This window comes from Arthrobacter sp. P1_B4 (assembly GCF_056406555.1).
This window is the reverse complement of sequence record NZ_JBFTZW010000007.1, coordinates 57,670-76,816: the sequence shown is the minus strand read 5'-3', so window position 1 is coordinate 76,816 and position 19,147 is coordinate 57,670. Positions and strand designations below refer to the sequence as shown.

The window sequence follows — 19,147 nt, the reverse complement described above, 5'->3', positions numbered from 1 at the left end:
GAATCCAGCCTACGCGCCGCGGCTGTCCGTCCCTGCCCGCAGGCCGGTTCCCGGATGCGCCCCCTTGTGCGCTCCCGGCACCCCGGGCCACACCCAGGGCTCGCGGGGCAGGGCGGCCGGGTCGAAGGCGGCGAGGACATCGTCGAGGCGGCCCGGCGGGAGGCCAAGGGAGTCCAGCAAAGTGTCCCGGACCTGGTCCGCGCCCACCCCGGCCAACGCCAGGTCGGCGAGCGTGACGGCGCCGTCGCGCTTGGCCAGCCTGGCACCGTCGGCGTTCAGTACCAGCGGCACATGCGCATATTCCGGAACAGGCATATTGAGCAGCGACGCCAAATATGCCTGGCGCGGCGTGGACGGCAGCAGGTCATCGCCGCGGACCACCTGGTCGATGCCCTGCGCGGCGTCGTCCACCACCACGGCCAGGTTGTAGGCCGTCACGCCGTCGTTGCGCCGGAGCACGAAGTCGTCGACCACCCCCGTGTAACTGCCGTGGAGCACGTCCCACACCGTCGCCTCGGCCACGGTGGAGCGGAGCCGGACAGCCGGCGGCCGGGCGGCCCGCTTGGCCTCGCGCTCGGCGCCGCTGAGGTTCCGGCACGTTCCCGGGTAGGCGCCCAGCGGAGCGTGCGGTGCCGAGGGGGCCTCCTGGATTTCGCGGCGGGTACAGAAGCACTCATACGTCAGGCCGGCCGCCGTCAACTCCGCGATCGCCCCGTCATACAGGTGCTCACGCTCCGTCTGGCGCACGACGCCGCCGTCCCAGCTCACGCCGATCGCCGCCAGGTCGCGGAGTTGCTCGGCCTCGGCGCCGGCCCGGGCACGGTCCAGGTCCTCCACCCGCAACAGGAACCGCCGCCCCCCGGACCGGGCGAACAGCCACGCCAGGATGGCCGTCCGGAGGTTGCCCACATGCAGTTCGCCGGAGGGACTGGGGGCGAAGCGGCCAGCTGAGGTCATGTGACTAGCCTATGCGGAGCAGCACAAGAGCCCCTCAGCTACCGATGACTTCGGGAAATCCGACGTCGGTGGCTCAGGGGCTCTTGCCGCGAGTGCGTTGTGCGGAAAGACGATGCGTGAACAAGAGTCAATCAGCGGCTGGTTCCTTGCGGGAGCCTCGTCCGGGGTCCGGGTGGTGTGCCGGGATGTCCGTAGCCTTCGGGATCGTGGCGGTGGCCTCGTCCCCTTGTTGTCACCATTTGAGCAGAAGCCCTACAGTTGATGCAACGGACCGGCCCCAGAGTAGTCAATCTGATCAACCACAGCCCGGGCCGCGAACAGGAAGTAGTCATTTTGCAGGAGCTCGACGCGACGGACCGGCGGATCCTCGCCGCGCTGGACGAAGATCCCCGCGTGCCGGTCATGGTGCTGGCGCAAAAGCTGGGCCTGGCCCGCGGCACCGTCCAGTCCCGCCTGGAGCGGATGTCGGCGTCGGGCGCGCTCCGGCCGAACAGCAGCCGGGTGCTGCCGTCCGCCCTGGGCCGCGGCGTGGCGGCCGCGGTCAGCGCGGAACTGGACCAGAGCCACCTCAACGAGGCAATCGCCGCCCTGCGCAACATCCCGGAAGTGCTCGAATGCCATGCCCCGGCCGGCGATACCGATCTCCTGATCCGGGTGGTGGCCAAGAGCCCGGACGATCTCTACCGCGTGTCCGAGGAAATCCGGCTGTGCCCCGGAATCGTCCGGACCTCAACGAGCATGTTCCTGCGCGAGGTCATTCCCTACCGGACCACGGGACTGCTCGGCGCCTGAGCAGGCGGCCGCGTTTAGACCGGCGGCCCGGCATTGGCCTTCAGGTTCTTCATGACCAGCGTTGACGTCAGGCGCTCGACGCCGGGCAGCGAGGTCAGTTCACTGTCGTAGAAACGCTGGTAGGACGGCAGGTCCTCCGCGATGACCTTGAGCAGGTAGTCCGGCGACCCGAAGAGCCGCTGGGCCTCGACGATGTTGGGATTGCCGGCCACCCGGCTCTCGAAGATCTCCATGGTGGAACGGTCCACCTGGCGCAGGGTCACGAACACGATCGCCTCGAAACCGAGCCCCACCGCGGCCGGATCAATATCCGCCCGGTAGCCCCGGATGATCCCGGCGGCCTCCAGATCCCGCAGCCGGCGATGGCACGGAGCCACGGTCAACCCCACCTTGGCCGCCAGGGCCGTGGCAGTCATCCGGCCGTCCGATTTGAGGTAGCGCAAAATACTTCTGTCAATGGCGTCAATCACGCAATTATCTTACCCAAAAGCGGCGATTCTTCAGTAAATAAGCGAGCACTTCCGGGCCGAATTTGCCTAGAGTTTTTCTTGTACCCGCCACGGGGTGCCGCACTCCTGGAGCCCGCCATGAACCCCCAGCTTTTCCTCGCCTTCCTGGTTGTCGCCGTCGCCCTGGCATGCACCCCCGGCGTCGACTGGGCCTATTCGATCGCGGCCGGGCTCCGGCAGCGCAGCTTCGCGCCCGCCGTCGCCGGTCTTTGCGGGGGCTACGCCCTCCACACGGCGCTGCTGGTGCTGGGCCTGGCGGCACTGCTCGCCGGGATGCCCGGCGTGCTGGGCTGGCTGACCGCGGCGGGCGCCCTCTACCTGCTGTGGCTGGGCTTCAGCACCCTGCGGTCCTGGCGCGGGGCCAGCTTCAGCACCGGCACCGCTGCTCCCGGTGCCGCCACACCCGCGAGCCAGTTCCGGGTTTTCCTCCAGGGCATGGGCATCAGCGGAATCAACCCCAAGGGCCTGCTGTTCTTCGTGGCCCTGGTGCCGCAGTTCGTCAGCCCTGACGCCGCGTGGCCGGTCCCGGTCCAGTCGGGTCTGCTCGGGCTGACCTTCATCCTGCTCGTGGGCGTCATCTACAGCTGTGTGGCACTCCTGGCGCGGAAACTGCTGCAGGCCAGGCCGGGCGCAGCGCGCCAAGTGACGCTGGCCAGCGGGATCATCATGCTGGCCCTGGGCGCCTTGCTGCTCGCCGAGCAGATTGTGCCCGCCCTCAGCGCAGCCATGACGCACGGGTGAGGGCGCGAATCCGCCCTGGGGCTACTTGCGCTGCATGTACCACTCGGTGAAGGACGACGCGCGGCCGTCCGCGGTCAGTTGGATGACCCACAAGTTGTCATAGCTCCGGCTGTTGCCGCGATAGGTCGTCAGGCCCTGCACAAACGCCCGGCCGCCGTCGACCCCCAGCAGCTTCCATTCAAACATCCAGTCATCCGGCTCATCACGCCCGGCAAGCCAGTGCTCCACGATATCGTCCCGGCCCTGCCACGGTTCGGCTTCCTGGGGGCTGGTCGCATAGATGGCGTCTTCGGTAAACAGCGCCCGGATGTCCTCCGGATCGTTCGTCGTCCACGCTGTGATGTAGTGCTGCATCCAGCGCTCCACCGCATCTCTCATGCCTCGTTTGTACTCCGCGCCCCAGGGGCCCGCAAGAGTAGTGGATACGTGGATTTGGCCGCGATCGGGCGTGGAAGCCTGTCAGTCGTCGTCAGCGCGCCCGTATTCGCGGTCCCAGAGTTCGTGCATTTCGGCGTCTTTGCGGATGGCTTTCACGGCCTCCAGCTGTGCAGGTTTGTGGCGCTGCCAGTCCCGGCCGCCGAGGGTTTTGCGGCCCGCCTCGAGGAGGAGCAGGGCGGTGTCCGTCAGCGCGTCGCTGCGGAGGGTGAAGTCAGTCTTCCGGCGCCGCAGGACTTCCTGCAGGGCAGACCGGGATGCGGTGTAGGCGCCGAGCCTGCGCAGCGACCGGGCACGCACCAGCAGCAGGGCCGCGGACAGATCATCCGCGTTCAGCAGGCCCTCGGTCTCTGCCACCACGTCGACGTCGCGTCCCAGCTCGGCCTCCAGCGAACAGCGCGCCAGGGCGAGCGGCAACGACGGCGGCAGGCCGGCCAGCGCCGCCAGCGCCGCCTCCGTCTGGCCGGTCTCGCGCAGGGAATGGGACAGCGCCAGGAACACGGCCTCCTCGGAGAAGAGCACCGGAACCTCAATCCGCTCGGCCACCTCCACCCTGGTGACCACGCCGGCCAGGTATTCGCCGGCGTAGCGGTTGGCGTCCTCGTCGTTCCGCAGTCTCAGGCCGTGCTGCAGGAGTTCGGACGCGCGCAGGTGCCCGCCGTGGGCGTACGCCAGCAGCCCGGCCATGAGATAGCACACCCCTGCCCAGCCGGGGTAGGAACGGGCCAGGGTTATCAGGCGGTCAGGATCGGTGCTGCCGAAGACGGCGGAGTGCACGGCTTTCATCCTCTTGGCGGAGGTCCGGCCCCCTACCCTGCCCAGCCGGGGCACCCCGCCTTCGGCGGCCAGCGTCCCGGGTGCCCGGCCCGCCATGAGTCCGGCCACCGCGCCGCCCACGGTGCCGGCCAGGCCGCGGACGGGTGTCCGTACCACTACCTTGCGGAACGGCGTCAGGTCGCGGGTGTCCGTGTACGGCCTGCGCTGGCCGTCGGGACTTTCGCCGTCAGCAAGCTGGCCAGCGGGAATGCGGCCGTCGGGAATTTGGGGGGCGGATTCGCCCAGTCCGGCGCTCATTCCCCCATGGTAGTAGGCTCCGGCAGGCCGCTGCTAGGCCGCCGAGGCCACCCAGAGGCCGATCACCCAGGTGCTCGCGGCGAGGCACGCGAGGCCGAATTCCACGATCATGCCCAGGCCCGTGGCCTTCAGCGCGGCCCAGCTCGAGGCCACTGCGGTGCCGAACACACGGGTCCGCTGCAGCTCGCTGAGCAGGAGCCCGGCGGCGAAGCCCACAAAGAGCCCCACCACGGGGATGACGAACATGCCGGCCACGCCCAGCACGAGGCCCACCACCACGGAACGGCTCGGGATGCTGTGCTCCTTGAGCTTCCGGCCGGTCAGGACGGTGCTGGCGGCCATGCCGGCCAGAACGAAAAGCATCCCGATCCCGAAGACCACCCAACCGGTGGTCCCGGCGCCGCCCCACAGAGCCCAGGCCAGCAGGCTCGCCCCGATCAGGATGCTGCCGGGCAGAACGGGAATGATCGTCCCGGCAACGCCCACCACGATGGCGAGGCCGCAGAGCACTGTCACGACAATCTCGGGGTTCATCGCACCAGTCTATGGCCGGGCCCGGGGCTGCCGTTGACAGCCCCGGGCCCGGGAATGCCGGCGCCTAACTTCCGGACGGCTCCCCCTACATGACGGAGTAGTGCGAGATGTCCTTGCCCGAGTAGTGCGAGATTGTCACGGACAGCTGGCTGGAATAGAAGTAGTCGATCTGAGCGCCGAGGCCCTGCTTGGCCGAGCCGGCCTTGACGCAGACGGCAATGATCTCCAGACCGTCCGGGGCGGTGATTTCCAGCGACTTGATGCCGTCGGCCACGTCTATTCTGCCGGTGTCCCATTCCGGACAGAGCTGGCCCTCCGGCTCGAGTTTTCCGGATCCCGGACGGAGTGCTGGTGGTTTCCCGCCGAACGACAGCGGCGACGCTCCCCTCAGGGAAGCGCCGCCGTCGTCGTCCGGTGTCGGATGTTTTCTGACGCGGTCCGGTTACTCGGCGGCCACCGCCGCGGCGACTGCCGCGGAGACAGCCGGGGCCACGCGCGGATCCAGCGGGCTGGGCACGATGTAGTCCGCGGAAAGGTCATCCTCGGCCAGTTCCGCGATGGCCCGGGCCGCGGCGAGCTTCATGGCCGGCGTGATCCGGCGGGCGCCGGCGTCGAGGGCGCCGCGGAAGATGCCGGGGAAGGCCAGGACATTGTTGATCTGGTTCGGGAAGTCGCTGCGTCCGGTGGCGACGACGGCCGCGTACTTGCCCGCGACCTCCGGCAGGACTTCCGGGTCCGGGTTCGACAGGGCAAACACGATCGAGCTGTGGTTCATCAGCTTGAGGTGCTCCTCGTCCAGCTTCGAAGAGGAGACCCCGACGAACACGTCGGCGCCGAGCAGCGCCTCCCCCGGGCCGCCTGTCACGCCACGCGGGTTGCTGCGGGCGGCGAGCTGGGCCTTCTTGCTGGCCGGATCGGCGGCGATGTCCGCGCGGTCCTTGTTGATGGTGCCGCGGGAGTCCAGGAGGACGACGTCGCCGATCCCGGCCGTCAGCAGGATTTCGGCGACCGCGATCCCGGCGGCCCCGGCGCCGGAGACCACCACACGCAGGCTGTCGAGGGTCCGGCCGGTCACCTTGGCGGCGTTGGTCAGGGCGGCGAGGACTACGACGGCGGTGCCGTGCTGGTCATCGTGCATGACCGGGCAGTCTAGCGCCTCGATGAGTTTCTCCTCGAGCTCGAAGCAGCGGGGCGCGGCGATGTCCTCAAGGTTGACGGCGCCGAAACTGGGGCGCAGCCGGACAAGAGTCTCGATGATTTCGTCGACGTTCGTGGTGTTGAGGACCAGCGGGATGGAGTCGAGTTCGCCAAAGGCCTTGAACAGCGCGGACTTGCCCTCCATCACGGGCAGCGAGGCGCTGGCGCCGATGTTGCCCAGCCCCAGCACGGCCGTGCCGTCGCTGACCACCACCACGAGGCGCTGGGCCCACGTGAGCGTCTTGGCGAGCTCCGGGTTGGCGTGGATGGCGCGGCTGACCTGGGCGACACCAGGTGTGTAGGCGATGGAGAGGTCGCGCTTGCTGGCAAGCGGGACGGTGCTGGAAATCGACAGCTTGCCGCCCTCGTGGGATGCGAAGATTTCCTCGTCGCTGAGCACGGCTACTGCCTCAGCCGGGGAGGTGGAATCGGCGGGAATGATCGTTTCAGTGGACACGTCGTTGTCTCCTGGGGCTCACCGTGGGCGCACGGCTCATGGAAGCTCAAGCAAGGATGCTCAAGTTGGTCTGGCAGGGGCGGCGGCGACCAGAGGTGGCGGTCGCCGGTGTTTCCCCGAATTGCTGGCGTCAGCCGGCTCCGGTCCAGCAATGGTAAACAGGGCATCGCGCCCGTTACGCCCGCCGGGAGCGTTACCGCCCCGTGGTGAAACGTTTCTCCTCCAGAATATGTGACCCGGATCACACGCGGGAGGGCATATTCCGGGCCGCTGGTCTAGACCAGTTACGCGGCCTGCGGGGCCCGCTGCAGGAGGGAACAGGCCTTCTTCAGGTCCTCCTCCGCTTCGAAGAGGGACAGCCGGCGGCAGCGGACGGCTTGGACCAGGCCCGTAACCGTGAGCAGCAGGACCCGGGCCACTGCCGGGTCGCCGCACGCCGCAGTGACTGCCTTCTCGGCCGTCGCATCGATCTCGCGCAGCAGCCGCGTTGTGTCGTTGTCCTTGACGTAGACCGCCCGGTTGAGGGACTGCTCCACGGCGGGCTGCATCAGGCGCATGTGGAAGATCTCCATCACCACTCCCGCGAGGGCCTGGGCCGCGACCTTGCCGGCCGCCGGCGAGCTCCCCGCGAGCAGTTCGCCCAGTTGCTTGCGGTACAGCGCCAGGACCAGTTGGGTGGCCGACGGGAAGTAGCGGTACAGCGTCCCCAGTGGCACGTCCGCCTTGGCCGCCACCTCGGACAGGACCACGGAGTCCAGGCCTTTGCGGGCAAACCCCGCGGCGACATCAAGGATCCGCACGTAACGGAGCCGCTGCCGGGGCAGAGTGGGTGGAGGGGCCATCGGTGGAAGATCTGAGTGAAAATCAGGCATCAGCAGCGTTCCGGGGGGTCGTTTTTCTCGGCAGCCGGGCGCGATCCGCCCACCGCGCTGCCGCGGCAATTGCCGTCCACTATACGCCACGAATCCGGGGGCCCGGCGAGTAGACCGGGGCGCCGAAGCCCCCTGTACGGAACGCGGCCGGGTCAGTCCACGCCCTTGATCTTCACCACGAACACGGCCCCCAGAAGCCCAATCACGGCGGCCGCCACGTACAGCGCCACATAGCCGCCCCAGAAGGCAACAAAGGGGTAGGCGATCAGCGGGGCGAGCACTTGCGGCAGCGAGTTGGCAATGTTGATGACGCCAAGATCCCTGCCCCGGTTCAGGGCCGTGGGCAGCACCTGGGTAATGAGGGCAAAGTCCACCGCCAGATAGCAGCCGAAGCCGATGCCGAGCACGGACGCGCCGATCAGCGCACCCGGCCAGGTGGGGGCGAAGGCAAGAATGAGGGAGGCTGCGGCGATCACGGCGGATGAGATGATGACCAGCGGCTTCCGGCGGCCCAGGCGGTCGCTCAGCCGGCCGCCGACCACGCTGGTGATGATCACCATGACCGCATACAGGCCCGTGAGGATCAGGACGCCAAACTCGGGCTCGATACCCTGGGTTTCGCGGACGCGGACGGCGTCGTTGAGGAAGAACAGCAGATAGAGGGTGACCATATGGTTGCCGATGTTCACCAGGAGCCGAGTCAGCCAGGCCCAGGCAAAATCCGGATGGCGGGCCGGGGAAATCCAAAAACCCCGCACAAAGCCGCCCAGGCTGAACGGCGGACGGGCCTGCGCAGGCAGCGGAACGTCGTCGTTCTTGAAGTAATAGAGCACGACGCCGGCGAGCAGCGCCACCGCGCAGACAACATACCCCGCGGCGAAGTTTCCGGCGACGGCGGCGGCGATCGCCGCCCCTGCCAGAATTCCCGCTGTCTGGCCCATGGCGGCAAGGCCGCCGACCATGCCGCGCTGGGGTACCGGCACGCGGTCCGGGATGGCCGCCGTGATGGCCGCATAGGCGCCGTTGCAGCCGGCCTGGACGAGGCACCAGAGCAGCGTCATGGCGGCAACGCCCGGGGCGCCCGCCAGCGCGATCAGGGCCGCGGCACCCAGGACGGCACCGAAGAGCACCCACGGCACCCGCCGCCCCCGGCGCGCGGTGGTCCGGTCGCTGAAGGCGCCGAAGAGGGGGTTGGCCACCAGGGACACGGCCGCCCCCGCACCCGTCACGAGGGCGAGGATGGCTTCCTTGTCCGGTTCGCTAAAGGCTGCCGCCTGCTGGCCGAGGAGCACCTGGAGAGGGCCGAAGAATGCCGCGTTGATGCCGACGTTGACCAGCACCACCCCTGCCGTCCAGACAGGCCGGACGCGGCGTTCGGGTTCGGCGAGCGCCGGCGCGGTGGTATCGGACATGCTCATGGCTCCCCCTGGAACTGATGCTCAGGCATATGTATCAGTGCGCAGCCAGACTACCGGGACTCGGCGGATCTGGGCGCAATGTGCGAGTCTCGATCATGAAACACACTGCCAACCCGCTCTGCCATGTCATCCCGTAAACACGCAAGGAGTCACTGTGAACGCTTCCGCCCTGAATACTGCAGACCTTTACGACGAGCGCGGCGGGGAGCTGGAATCCGTGTCGGTGCAGTTCCAGTCCCTGGGCGGGCACACGCATTTCAGCGGACCGGTCCGGACCATTCGCTGCTTTGAGGACAACGCGCTGGTCAAGACCGTGCTGGCCACTCCCGGCCACGGCTCCGTCCTGGTGGTCGACGGCGCCGGTTCCCTCCGCACGGCACTGATGGGGGACATGATCGCGGCGAGCGCCGTCGCGAACGGCTGGGCCGGCGTCGTCATCAACGGTGCCATCCGGGACCGGCTCGCCATCGCGGCGCTGCCGCTCGGGGTCAAGGCACTGGGCAGCAACCCGCGCAAGAGCGCCAAGGACGGCGCCGGGGCAATCGACGTGCCCCTGGAGATCGACGGCGTGGCCATCCGCCCGGGCGTGATGATCTGGTGCGATCCGGACGGGATCCTGGTCGAACGGTAAGGACTTTCTTCTCCCCGAGGTAGTGGCGGGAACAATTCAGCCAGTAACATAGTTACTGAAAGCAACTATCCGCTTAATCCCCCACTTCACCTTGGAGCAGTCATGTCCAAAACCACCTCCGTGCGCGCCGCGGGAGAGGTCCTGACCCACCGTCAGACCATCACCGTCATGGTGGGACTCATGCTCGGCATGTTCCTGTCTTCGCTGGACCAGACAATCGTGTCCACCTCGATCTACACGATCGCCAATGACCTCGACGGCCTCTCCCTGCAGGCCTGGGCCACCACCGCCTACCTCATCACCTCCACGGTGAGCACGCCGCTCTACGGCAAGCTCAGTGACATCTTCGGGCGCCGCCCGCTGTATCTCATCGCCATCGTGATCTTCCTCGCCGGTTCGCTCTATGCCGGCTCGGTCCACTCGATGACCGAACTCGCCATTGCCCGCGGCATCCAGGGCATGGGCGCCGGCGGCCTCCTGGCCCTCGCCCTGACCATCATCGGCGACATCGTGCCGCTCAAGGACCGGGCCAAGTACCAGGGCTACTTCATGTCGGTCTTCGGCATCTCCTCCGTCCTGGGCCCGGTGATCGGCGGCGCCTTCGCGGGCACCGAAACCATCCTCGGGATCGACGGCTGGCGCTGGGTGTTCCTGATCAACATCCCGATCGGTCTCGCGGCCCTCACAGTGGTGTTCATGTACCTGCACCTCCCCGCCAAGCACGTGAAGCAGAAGATCGACTACTGGGGCGCCGCGGCCATCACGCTGGCCATTGTGCCGCTCCTCCTCGTGGCCGAACAGGGCCGCACCTGGGGCTGGAGCTCCGCGAACTCCTACCTCTGCTACGGGCTCGGCGTCGTGGGTATCATCGCGTTCCTGCTTGCCGAACGGCACGCCGCCGACTACGCGCTGATCCCGCTCCGGCTGTTCCAGAACATCACCTTCGGCCTGTCCTCGCTGCTGAACTTCATCATCGGCATCGGCATGTTCGGCGCCATCGCGATGCTGCCCATGTACCTGCAGCTGGTCAAGGGCCTGACCCCCACCGAGGCCGGCCTCATGATGATCACCTTCACCGTGGGCATCCTCACCGGCTCCATCACAGCGGGCCGGACCATCTCGGCCTCGGGCACCTACCGGATCTTCCCGATCCTTGGCACCGCTACGCTGACGGTGGCCGCCGTCGTCATGGGCCTCTCCCTCGGCGTGGACACCCCACTGTGGGTCCCCGGCGCCATCGCCGTGTTCTTTGGCCTGGGACTCGGCTTCTGCATGCAGCCGCTGACGCTGGCCATGCAGGTCTCCGTGCCCTCGAAGGACATGGGCGTGGGCACTTCCTCCGCCGCGTTCTTCCGTTCCATGGGCGGCGCTGTTGGCACTGCCGTGTTCATCTCGATGCTTTTCAGCCTCGCGGCGGACAAGATCGCCACGGGCATGAAGGACGCCGCGCAGAATGCTGATTACCTCAAGGTGCTCAAGGATCCGGCCGTGGCCGCCGACCCGGCCAACGCTCAGCTCTACGACTTCTTCAAGAACGGCGCCAGCAACGACTCGCTGAACGACACCAGCTGGCTGCACACGGCCAACCCGACGCTCACCCGTCCCATCGTCGAGGGCTTCGCGCAGTCGATCGACGCCGTCATGCTCACGGCCGCCGTGCTCACCGGCATCGCCTTCCTGATCACGTTCGCCCTGCCGAACAAGAAGCTCACGGACCCGAAGGCGGTTGCCCGGGAGGGCGCCGTGGCCGCCGCCCACTAGGCGATCCCGAGGTCTGGAACACGACGACGGCCGGCAGTCTTTCTGGACTGCCGGCCGTCGTCGTCTGTCCTCAGCCGCAGCAGCGGCAAAGTGTATGTTTCGTCTCACTTTCCGGTGGTTGTGACAGGGGGCACGCCGGGTCGGGTGCAAGACTGGGTAGTTGCGGCGAAGGCCGTGGACCGCGAACTGCCAAGGGAGCCGTATGACCACCACCCATGACCAGACCGCCGCCAAGATCCCAAAAAGGGTCATTTGGCTGGCCGTAGCGGGCGCCGTCGGCGGCTTCCTCTTCGGCTTTGACTCCTCCGTCGTCAACGGCGCCGTCGACGCGATCAAGGACGAGTTCGCCCTCAGCGAGGCTGTGACCGGCTTCGCCGTCGCCGTGGCCCTCCTCGGCTGCGCGGCAGGGGCCTACCTGGCCGGCAAGATCGCCGACCGCTACGGCCGGATCCCGGCCATGAAGCTGGGCGCGCTGCTGTTCCTCGTCAGCGCCATCGGCACCGGGTTCGCGTTCGGCGTCTGGGACCTGATCTTCTGGCGCCTGGTGGGCGGGCTCGGCATCGGCCTGGCCTCGGTGATCGCGCCGGCCTACATTTCCGAAATTTCCCCCCGCCACGTCCGGGGCCGCCTGGCCTCGCTGCAGCAGCTGGCGATCACCACCGGCATCTTCGCCGCCCTGCTCTCCGACGCCGTGTTCGCGACGTCGGCCGGCGGCGCGGACCAGGCCCTGTGGCTTGGTTTGGAAGCCTGGCGCTGGATGTTCATGGCCGCCGCCGTCCCCGCGGTCGTCTACGGCTGGATCGCCTTCACCCTGCCCGAATCGCCGCGGTTCCTGGTGTTCCAGGGCAAGGACGAGGAGGCCCTCAGGGTCTTCAATTCGATCGCCCCGGACGATGACTCAGACCGCCACCTGCGCGACATCAAGAAGGCCATCGACGAGGACAAGCTCGCCGGCCAGAAGGGATCCCTGCGCGGCAAGGCCCTGGGCCTGCAGCCGGTGGTCTGGATCGGTATCATCCTGTCCGTGCTGCAGCAGTTCGTCGGCATCAACGTGATCTTCTACTACTCCACCACGCTGTGGAAGGCGGTGGGCTTCCAGGAAAAGGATTCGCTCACCATCTCCGTGGCCACCGCCGTCACCAACATCCTGGTCACGCTCGTGGCAATCGCCCTGGTGGACCGGATCGGTCGCCGTCCGATCATGCTGGCCGGCTCCATCGGCATGGCCCTCTCGCTGGGCACCATGGCGCTGGCCTTCGGCTCGGCCACCGGGTCCGGCGACGCGATCTCGCTGCCGGGTGCGTGGGGGCCGGCGGCGCTGGTCGCCGCCAACGTCTTCGTCATCAGCTTCGGCGCCTCCTGGGGCCCGCTGGTGTGGGTACTGCTGGGGGAGATCTTCCCGTCCCGGATCCGCGCCCGGGCCCTGGGCCTGGCCGCGGCCGCGCAGTGGATCGCCAACTTCGCCATCACCCTGAGCTTCCCGGTCATGGCCGCGGCCTCCCTGCCGCTGACGTACGCCATGTACGCGCTGTTCGCGGCGGCGTCTTTCTTCTTCGTCATGTTCAAGGTCCCGGAGACCAACGGCATGTCCCTGGAGCAGGCCGAAACCCTGTTCGTACCCAAGGGATCCGCAAAGGAAGCCGCCAAGGAATCCGCGAAAGAGTCCGCCAGGGCCTGAGCCGGCGCTTCTGTCAGGCCCGCCGCGCCTTCAGCGTTCCGACAAAGAGCGCCCATGCTTCCTCGGAAGCATGGGCGTTCTTTGTCACCTCAGCGGGTTCTGCACAACACCGGGCGTTGCTACACCACGTGCGGCTCGTGCGCCGCCAGGTAGCGGCGTCCGCCGAAGACGACGGCAATGGCGGCCACCATGGCCAGCGCGCCGGCGAAGAAGGGCACCTGCGGACCGAAGTGCTCGCCCAGCTGCGCCGCGGCAAACGGTGCCAGGGCGCCGCCCATCCAGCGCACGAAGTTGTAGCCGGCCGAGGCCACCGGCCGCGGCGAGTCGGACACGCCCATGGCCAACTCCGTGTAGATGGTGTTGTTGATGCCCAGGAGCGCCCCGGAAATGACCACGAGGACGACGACGGCCGGCACCGAGTGCCCGGCGGCCAGGCCCAGTCCCACAAGGTCGAGCATCAGCAGGACCAGGGTGCCGGTGAGGACCCGGACCGCTCCGAAGCGGTTCTGCAGCACGGGGGCGGCAAACACTGAGAAGACCGCGACGGCCACACCCCAGCCGAAGAACACCCCGCCGATCCCGTAGGCGTCCATGCCGAGGATGAACGGCGTGAAGGCGAGGACGGTGAAGAAGCCGTAGTTGTAGAACAGGCCGCTGGCCGCAGTCGTCCGCAGCCCCTTGTGTCCGAGGGCCAGCAGCGGATCCCGGAGCCGGACTTTCCGCTCGGGCAGCGGCGTCTTGGGCAGCAGGGCAATCAGCGCGATGAATGCGGAGGCCATCAGCACAGCCGTGCCGAAGAACGGGGCGCGCCACTGCCAGCCGCCCAGCAGTGCGCCCAGGAGCGGGCCGAGGGAAATGCCCAGGCCGAGCGCGGCCTCGTAAAGGATGATCGCCGTGCCGGCGCCGCCGCTTGCGACGCCGACAATCACGGCCAGCGCCGTGGCCACGAACAGGGCGTTGCCCAGCCCCCAGCCGGCGCGGAAGCCGATGAGCTCAGCCACGCTGCCCGACGTGCCGGACAGGGAGGCGAACACGACGATGACCGCCAGCCCGATCAGGAGCGTCCGCTTCCCGCCGATCCGGGAGGAGACGTAGCCGGTGATCAGCATGGCGACTGCGGTCACCAGGAAATAGCTTGTGAAGAGCAGCGACACCTGGCTCGGCGAGGCGTCCAGGTTCTTGGCGATCGCCGGCAGGATGGGGTCCACCAGCCCGATCCCCATGAAGGCGAACACTGCCGCGAGGGCCGTGGCCCACACTGCCTTGGGCTGTTTGAGCAGTGAGGCCTTCTCGGCCTCGAGGGTTACTTCCGCTGCCGGCAGGGTGTCGGCGGGCTGGCCGTGCATGGGGGCACTCCTAAGTGATTGGAATTGTTGGGTGAAGATCAGGCCAGGAGCGTCGCGTTGATCCTGCCGATAACCGGGAGGGCGGCCGCGAGAGCGGCGCGGTCTTCGTCCGAAAGGGACGAGAGAACGCCCGCCATGACGGTGTTGCGGCGCTCATTGGCGGACGCGACGGCGGCGAGGCCGGCGTCCGTGAGCGTGACCCGGACGGCGCGGGAATCGTCGGGGTCCGGCTCGCGCCGGGCGAGGCCGGCGCGTTCGAGCTTGATGATCTGCTCGGTGGCACTGGGCACCTTGACGCCGAGGTTCCGGGCGATTTCGCCCACCCGCACACCGCCTGCGGCGGTCCCGGCGTCCAACAGCATCTTGAGCATGCTGAGCTGGGCGGCGCTGAGTTCGCCGTCGGCGTCCAAGCGGCGGACGAGGTAGATGCTGTGGCGGAGGGCCTCGCGGAAGTCCTCGGCGAGAGCGAGGAGGCCGGGGTCAGCCGATTCACTGGCGTTCATAGTTAGGTAGCCTAACAGTTAGGCAACCTAATGGTCAACATCCGTCCCTCCCTCACTTTTCGCGTCAAAAACACAGACCCTCCCTCACCAGAAGTGAGGGAGGGTCCGTGTATCGGACAATCATCTGAGGGAGCGTCGCCCAAAAACCCGCGCGATCTGAGGGAGCGTCGTTGGGCTGGAGCGGCTAGACGACCGCTTTGGCCTCCTCGATGAGGGAGGACACGGCGGCAAAGAGCGGGTGGTCCGCCGGCAGGCCAGTGATCTTCTCCGTGGCCTCGTCCGGCGTGGACGCGGAGAGGATTTTCGCCAGCTCCACGGCCTCGGCGTCGGCCGGATCACTGAAGCGCAGGGCCGCGGCGATGGCCCCGAGAAGCGCCTCGGGGACAATTCCGCGTTCGGCCAGCTCGGCAGCGGGACCGATGAAGCGCTCATGCCGGCTGAGTTTGCGCAGCGGGGCACGGCCCACCCGGGTGACGGTGTCCGGCAGGTGCGGGTTCGAGAAGCGGCCCAGGATTTTTTCCACGTACGCCTCCTGCTCGGCCCGGTTGAAGCCGTGCTTGGCCACCAGCAGCTCCTTGGTTTCGTCCAGGACGGCGCGCACATCGGCCGCGACGTCCTGGTCGGCCATGGCCTCGGAAATCTTGCCCAGGCCGGCCTCGAATCCGAAGTAGGCCGCCGCCGCATGCCCCGTGTTGACGGTGAACAGCTTCCGCTCGATATACGGTTCCAGATCGTCCACGAACGTCGCGCCCGGGACCACCGGCTCGTTCCCGGCGAACGGGGTACGGTCGATCACCCACTCATAGAACGTCTCCACCGTGACGTCCAGGCCCTGCCCGGCCTCCTGGTTCGGCACAATCCGGTCCACCGCCGTGTTGGCAAACACGGCGGCCGCGTCCAGGGCGCCCGCGGCCGGATCCCACTGGGCAACGACCTCGGATTTCAGGATGTCCGTGGCGTTGATCGCGTTCTCGCACGCCATCACCTGCAGCGGCGCCAGCCCGGCGGCACGGGCAGCAATCCCCTTGGCGATCACGGGCGCCACGAACTTCAGGATGTGCGGCCCCACGGCGGTGGTGACGATGTCCGCCGTCGCGATTTCCGCGACGACGTCGGCCTCCTGGGTGCCGGAGTTCAGCGCCCGGAAGTTGTTGACGGTACGGACTGCGGGGTTCTCTCCCACTTCGTGGACCTCGTAGCTGTCCGCGGCGGCCAGCTCGGTGATGAGGGCGTCCGCGACGTCGGCGAACACCACCTCGTACCCTGCGTCGTGCAGCAGCAGGCCCACGAAGCCGCGCCCGATGTTTCCGGCTCCGAAATGAACAGCCTTCACTAGGAGTTGACCTTTCCGAACAGGGCCAGCACTTCGTCAACCGTGGTGGCCGCCTCGAGCTGGGCCACCTGGGCCTTGTTGGTGAAGACCTTGGCGATTGAGGACAGGATGTGCAGGTGTTCGTTGTTGACGCCGGCCACACCGACGACGAACTTCACTTCCTTGCCGTTCCAGTCGATGCCGTTCGGGTAGCGGATAACGGAGACCGCCGACTTCATGATGTGGTCCTTCGCGGCATTGGTGCCGTGCGGGATGGCCAGGAAGCTGCCCATGTACGTGGAGACCGATTCCTCGCGTTCGTGCATGGCGTCCACGTAGCCGGAGTCGACGGCGCCGCGGTCCAGCAGAAGCTGCCCGGCCTCGTCGATCGCGGCGTCCCGCGTGGTCGCATGGCCGTTGAGGACGACGCTTTCGGCCACCAGGATGCCGGCGGGACCCTCCTCGGCTTCTGCCTCGGCGGCCGCGGGGGCGGTGCCGGCGGCGGCCGCGGCAGGGGCCGCGTCCGTGGTGCCGGCTTCCGTGTTGCTGGCCTCGACCAGTTCCACGATCTCGTCGTACCGCGGGCTGTTCATGAAGTTGTCCACAGAGACATGTACGGCGCTGGCGGTCGCGGGCTTGGCCCGTTCGGTCAGGTCCTGGTGGGTGATGACGACGTCGTACGTGTCGGTCAGGTTGGCGATCGCGGAGTTGGTGACCTTGACGTCCGTGAATCCGGCGGCCTTGATCTTGTTGCGGAGCACCGAGGCGCCCATCGCGCTGGAGCCCATGCCGGCGTCGCAGGCAAAGACGATGTTCTTGATCGGGGTGGCGAGGACGGCGACGCCGCTGGCGCCCACGCCCTCACCGATCAGGGCTGCGGACACCGAGCTCTTCTTGCCCTTCAGGGCCTCCATCCGGTGGGTGGCCTGATCGAGGTCGTCTTCGGCGGGCGCCTTGCTGGCTTTCAGGACCACCGAGGCGATCAGGAAGGACACGGTGGTGGCAAAGAGGACGGAGAGCGTCACGCCGACGTAGCTGTCGCGTGCCGTGGAGGCGTAGACCGCGATGATGCTGCCCGGGGCTGCCGGGGACCGGAGTCCGGCACCGGTGACCACGAGCGTAAAGATGCCGGTCATGCCGCCGCCGATTGCGGCGAAGATCGTCATCGGCTTCATCAGGACGTACGGGAAGTAGATCTCATGGATACCGCCGACGAACTGGATCACGGCTGCGCCCGGCGCGGACGCCTTGGCCAGGCCCTTGCCGAAGAAGGAAAAGGCGAGCAGGATGCCGAAGCCCGGACCGGGGTTGGCTTCAAGCAGGAACAGGATGGACTTGCCCTGCTCGAGCGCCTGCTGCGTGCCCAGCGGGGTGAGGATGCCGTGGTTAACGGCGTTGTTGAGGAACAGGACCTTTGCGGGCTCGATGAAGATGCTAGTGAAGGGCAGCAGGCCGTTGGTGACCAGGAATTCGACCACGGCGCTGGCGCCATTGCTGAAGGCCTTCACGATCGGGCCGACCACCAGCATGCCGACGACCGCCATGGCGGCGGCAACGATGCCTGCCGAGAAGTTGTCGATCAGCATTTCGAAGCCGGGCTTGACGCGGCCTTCCCAGATCTTGTCCAGCTTCATCATGATCCAGGCAGTGAGCGGGCCAAGGATCATGGCGCCGATGAACATGGGGATGTCGGTACCGACGATGACGCCCATGGTGGCCACCGCGCCCACCACGCCGCCGCGCACGCCGTAGACCATCCGGCCGCCGGTGTAGCCGATCAGCAGCGGGAGCATGTACGTGATCATGGGCCCGACAAGCTTGCCGAGCTCCGCATTGGGGAAGAAGCCGGCCGGGATGAAGAGCGCCGTGATGAAGCCCCAGGCGATGAAGGCGCCGATGTTGGGCATGATCATTCCGGACAGGAACGTCCCGAATTTCTGGACGTGTACGCGCATGCTGGTGCGTGGTTTCGCAACTGTCTCTGTTGCCATGTGAGTTCCTAACCGTCGTTCCCGCTGCATTGCAGGATGGTCCGATAATTTCGCCGAGCTAGCTGGTGGAGCTGTTGGAGATTCGGTGGAGCCATTCGAGGAAGAGTTTGAGTTCCGAGCTGGAGAGCTGGTCCGAGTGGGACGCCTGGAGGGCTGCGTTCAATGCGATGGCCGCCACAACCACTGAGGACTTTCCGCTGTCCACAGAACCGTTGTCCCGGGCCTGCTCGGTGGACACCGCAAAGATCATGGCGTCGCGGGTCATGGCGGAGAGCTCGAGGTTCCGCTCCGGCACCTTTTCCGCGATCAGCATGAGGGTCATGCCCACATTGGCCGCCAGGATGGACCTGGCCGCCTCCTTGGGCGGGACGTTGAGCTGGCCGGAGACAGCCGCCTTGTTCAGCATTTCCTCCATGAGGGCCTCGGCATCGGCGACGATGGCCGGGCGGCTCTCAGGGCGGATATTGCCGAACATGACGAGGTACAGTTCCGGCTGTTTCAGCCCGAACTGGACATGGTTGTCCCACATCCTCCGGATGTCCTCCAGAGGCTGGCCAGAGGGCGCGAAGTCCCGTTCGCCCGCGACATATTCGTCGAAACCTGCTGCGACGACGGCGTCGAACAGCCCTTCTTTGTCACCAAAGTGGTGGTAGAGGGTCGGTGCCGTGACACCGGCCAGCTGCGTGATCTGGCGGGTCGAGACTGCGGATCCGCCGGAGTTGGCCAGCAGCTCGGCGGCCGCACGCAGCAGCCGGGCTTTGGGTGGTAGCTGGCCATCGATACTCATAACCGCTACCCTAGCACCTATAGCAACGCTATATGAACTGCATCACATACAATTTTTTCAGGTGCCGTGACCCGCCCGCTGCCGTAGCCGTCAGCCGCAGGCGCAAATGATCAGCAGGGTCGCTGCGGCACCTGGTTTACCGGCTTAGTGGC

Annotated in this window: 19 protein-coding genes; 5 read left to right on the top strand and 14 right to left on the bottom strand. The window is 67.3% G+C overall.

All coding sequences use genetic code 11. From position 1 onward, the window contains the following. Window positions 1–9: 9 nt before the first annotated feature. The gene (gluQRS, locus tag AC1D1W_RS05285) at window positions 10–957 is read right to left on the bottom strand and encodes a tRNA glutamyl-Q(34) synthetase GluQRS (RefSeq protein ID WP_476943128.1); all 948 of its coding nucleotides are present in this window, start codon (window positions 955–957) and stop codon (window positions 10–12) included. A 333-nt stretch (window positions 958–1,290) separates the two neighbouring features. Here gluQRS and AC1D1W_RS05280 point away from each other — a divergent pair, with 333 nt between their 5' ends. After that, a complete protein-coding gene (locus tag AC1D1W_RS05280) occupies window positions 1,291–1,749 on the top strand; it encodes an Lrp/AsnC family transcriptional regulator (RefSeq protein ID WP_176803545.1) in 459 nt (152 codons plus the stop codon). Window positions 1,750–1,763: 14 nt separating this feature from the next. Here AC1D1W_RS05280 and AC1D1W_RS05275 read toward each other — a convergent pair whose 3' ends face one another. Continuing rightward, the gene (locus tag AC1D1W_RS05275; protein ID WP_079555658.1) at window positions 1,764–2,219 is read right to left on the bottom strand and encodes an Lrp/AsnC family transcriptional regulator; all 456 of its coding nucleotides are present in this window, start codon (window positions 2,217–2,219) and stop codon (window positions 1,764–1,766) included. A 117-nt stretch (window positions 2,220–2,336) separates the two neighbouring features. On the opposite strand from AC1D1W_RS05275, the gene AC1D1W_RS05270 reads away from it, so the two are divergent. Further along, on the top strand, window positions 2,337–2,999 hold the full coding sequence (locus tag AC1D1W_RS05270; protein ID WP_028277561.1) for a LysE family translocator: 663 nt from the start codon (window positions 2,337–2,339) through the stop codon (window positions 2,997–2,999). 21 nt (window positions 3,000–3,020) lie between these two features. On the opposite strand, the gene AC1D1W_RS05265 is transcribed toward AC1D1W_RS05270, so the two are convergent. The 7 genes from AC1D1W_RS05265 to AC1D1W_RS05235 all read right to left on the bottom strand — a co-directional run bounded on the left by AC1D1W_RS05265 (window position 3,021) and on the right by AC1D1W_RS05235 (window position 8,986). Then, window positions 3,021–3,377 (bottom strand): nuclear transport factor 2 family protein, encoded by a 357-nt coding sequence (locus tag AC1D1W_RS05265; RefSeq protein ID WP_028277562.1) that lies wholly within the window; start codon window positions 3,375–3,377, stop codon window positions 3,021–3,023. Between the two features lie 81 nt (window positions 3,378–3,458). Then, window positions 3,459–4,508 (bottom strand): hypothetical protein, encoded by a 1,050-nt coding sequence (locus AC1D1W_RS05260; protein WP_243178054.1) that lies wholly within the window; start codon window positions 4,506–4,508, stop codon window positions 3,459–3,461. A 33-nt stretch (window positions 4,509–4,541) separates the two neighbouring features. Continuing rightward, complete coding sequence (locus AC1D1W_RS05255) at window positions 4,542–5,042, bottom strand: DUF456 domain-containing protein (protein ID WP_243178055.1); 501 nt, start codon at window positions 5,040–5,042, stop codon at window positions 4,542–4,544. Window positions 5,043–5,127: 85 nt separating this feature from the next. Continuing rightward, window positions 5,128–5,316: a hypothetical protein gene (locus AC1D1W_RS05250; RefSeq protein ID WP_476943127.1), complete on the bottom strand. Its 189-nt coding sequence runs from the start codon at window positions 5,314–5,316 to the stop codon at window positions 5,128–5,130. A gap of 168 nt (window positions 5,317–5,484) precedes the next feature. Then, window positions 5,485–6,678, bottom strand: coding sequence for an NAD(P)-dependent malic enzyme (locus AC1D1W_RS05245; protein ID WP_476943142.1), 1,194 nt, complete (start codon window positions 6,676–6,678; stop codon window positions 5,485–5,487). 302 nt (window positions 6,679–6,980) lie between these two features. Next, window positions 6,981–7,538 (bottom strand): TetR/AcrR family transcriptional regulator, encoded by a 558-nt coding sequence (locus AC1D1W_RS05240; RefSeq protein ID WP_439954085.1) that lies wholly within the window; start codon window positions 7,536–7,538, stop codon window positions 6,981–6,983. A 182-nt stretch (window positions 7,539–7,720) separates the two neighbouring features. Further along, window positions 7,721–8,986: an MFS transporter gene (locus AC1D1W_RS05235; RefSeq protein ID WP_028277567.1), complete on the bottom strand. Its 1,266-nt coding sequence runs from the start codon at window positions 8,984–8,986 to the stop codon at window positions 7,721–7,723. 154 nt (window positions 8,987–9,140) lie between these two features. On the opposite strand from AC1D1W_RS05235, the gene rraA reads away from it, so the two are divergent. The 3 genes from rraA (at window position 9,141) to AC1D1W_RS05220 (ending at window position 13,056) form a co-directional block, all read left to right on the top strand. Then, window positions 9,141–9,617: a ribonuclease E activity regulator RraA gene (gene rraA, locus AC1D1W_RS05230; RefSeq protein ID WP_028277568.1), complete on the top strand. Its 477-nt coding sequence runs from the start codon at window positions 9,141–9,143 to the stop codon at window positions 9,615–9,617. 102 nt (window positions 9,618–9,719) lie between these two features. After that, window positions 9,720–11,378, top strand: coding sequence for an MDR family MFS transporter (locus AC1D1W_RS05225; RefSeq protein WP_243178059.1), 1,659 nt, complete (start codon window positions 9,720–9,722; stop codon window positions 11,376–11,378). Window positions 11,379–11,580: 202 nt separating this feature from the next. Then, the gene (locus AC1D1W_RS05220; protein ID WP_243178060.1) at window positions 11,581–13,056 is read left to right on the top strand and encodes a sugar porter family MFS transporter; all 1,476 of its coding nucleotides are present in this window, start codon (window positions 11,581–11,583) and stop codon (window positions 13,054–13,056) included. A gap of 119 nt (window positions 13,057–13,175) precedes the next feature. Here AC1D1W_RS05220 and AC1D1W_RS05215 read toward each other — a convergent pair whose 3' ends face one another. The 5 genes from AC1D1W_RS05215 to AC1D1W_RS05195 form a co-directional block, all read right to left on the bottom strand. Continuing rightward, a complete protein-coding gene (locus tag AC1D1W_RS05215; RefSeq protein ID WP_028277571.1) occupies window positions 13,176–14,402 on the bottom strand; it encodes an MFS transporter in 1,227 nt (408 codons plus the stop codon). A 38-nt stretch (window positions 14,403–14,440) separates the two neighbouring features. Next, a complete protein-coding gene (locus tag AC1D1W_RS05210) occupies window positions 14,441–14,905 on the bottom strand; it encodes a MarR family winged helix-turn-helix transcriptional regulator (RefSeq protein ID WP_476943126.1) in 465 nt (154 codons plus the stop codon). A 184-nt stretch (window positions 14,906–15,089) separates the two neighbouring features. After that, window positions 15,090–16,238 (bottom strand): mannitol-1-phosphate 5-dehydrogenase, encoded by a 1,149-nt coding sequence (locus tag AC1D1W_RS05205; RefSeq protein WP_476943125.1) that lies wholly within the window; start codon window positions 16,236–16,238, stop codon window positions 15,090–15,092. Continuing rightward, complete coding sequence (locus tag AC1D1W_RS05200; RefSeq protein ID WP_243178064.1) at window positions 16,238–18,208, bottom strand: PTS mannitol transporter subunit IICBA; 1,971 nt, start codon at window positions 18,206–18,208, stop codon at window positions 16,238–16,240. Before AC1D1W_RS05200 ends, AC1D1W_RS05205 begins: the two co-directional genes overlap by 1 nt. 58 nt (window positions 18,209–18,266) lie before the next feature. Next, the gene (locus tag AC1D1W_RS05195; protein ID WP_028277575.1) at window positions 18,267–18,995 is read right to left on the bottom strand and encodes a TetR/AcrR family transcriptional regulator; all 729 of its coding nucleotides are present in this window, start codon (window positions 18,993–18,995) and stop codon (window positions 18,267–18,269) included. Window positions 18,996–19,147 lie beyond the last annotated feature (152 nt).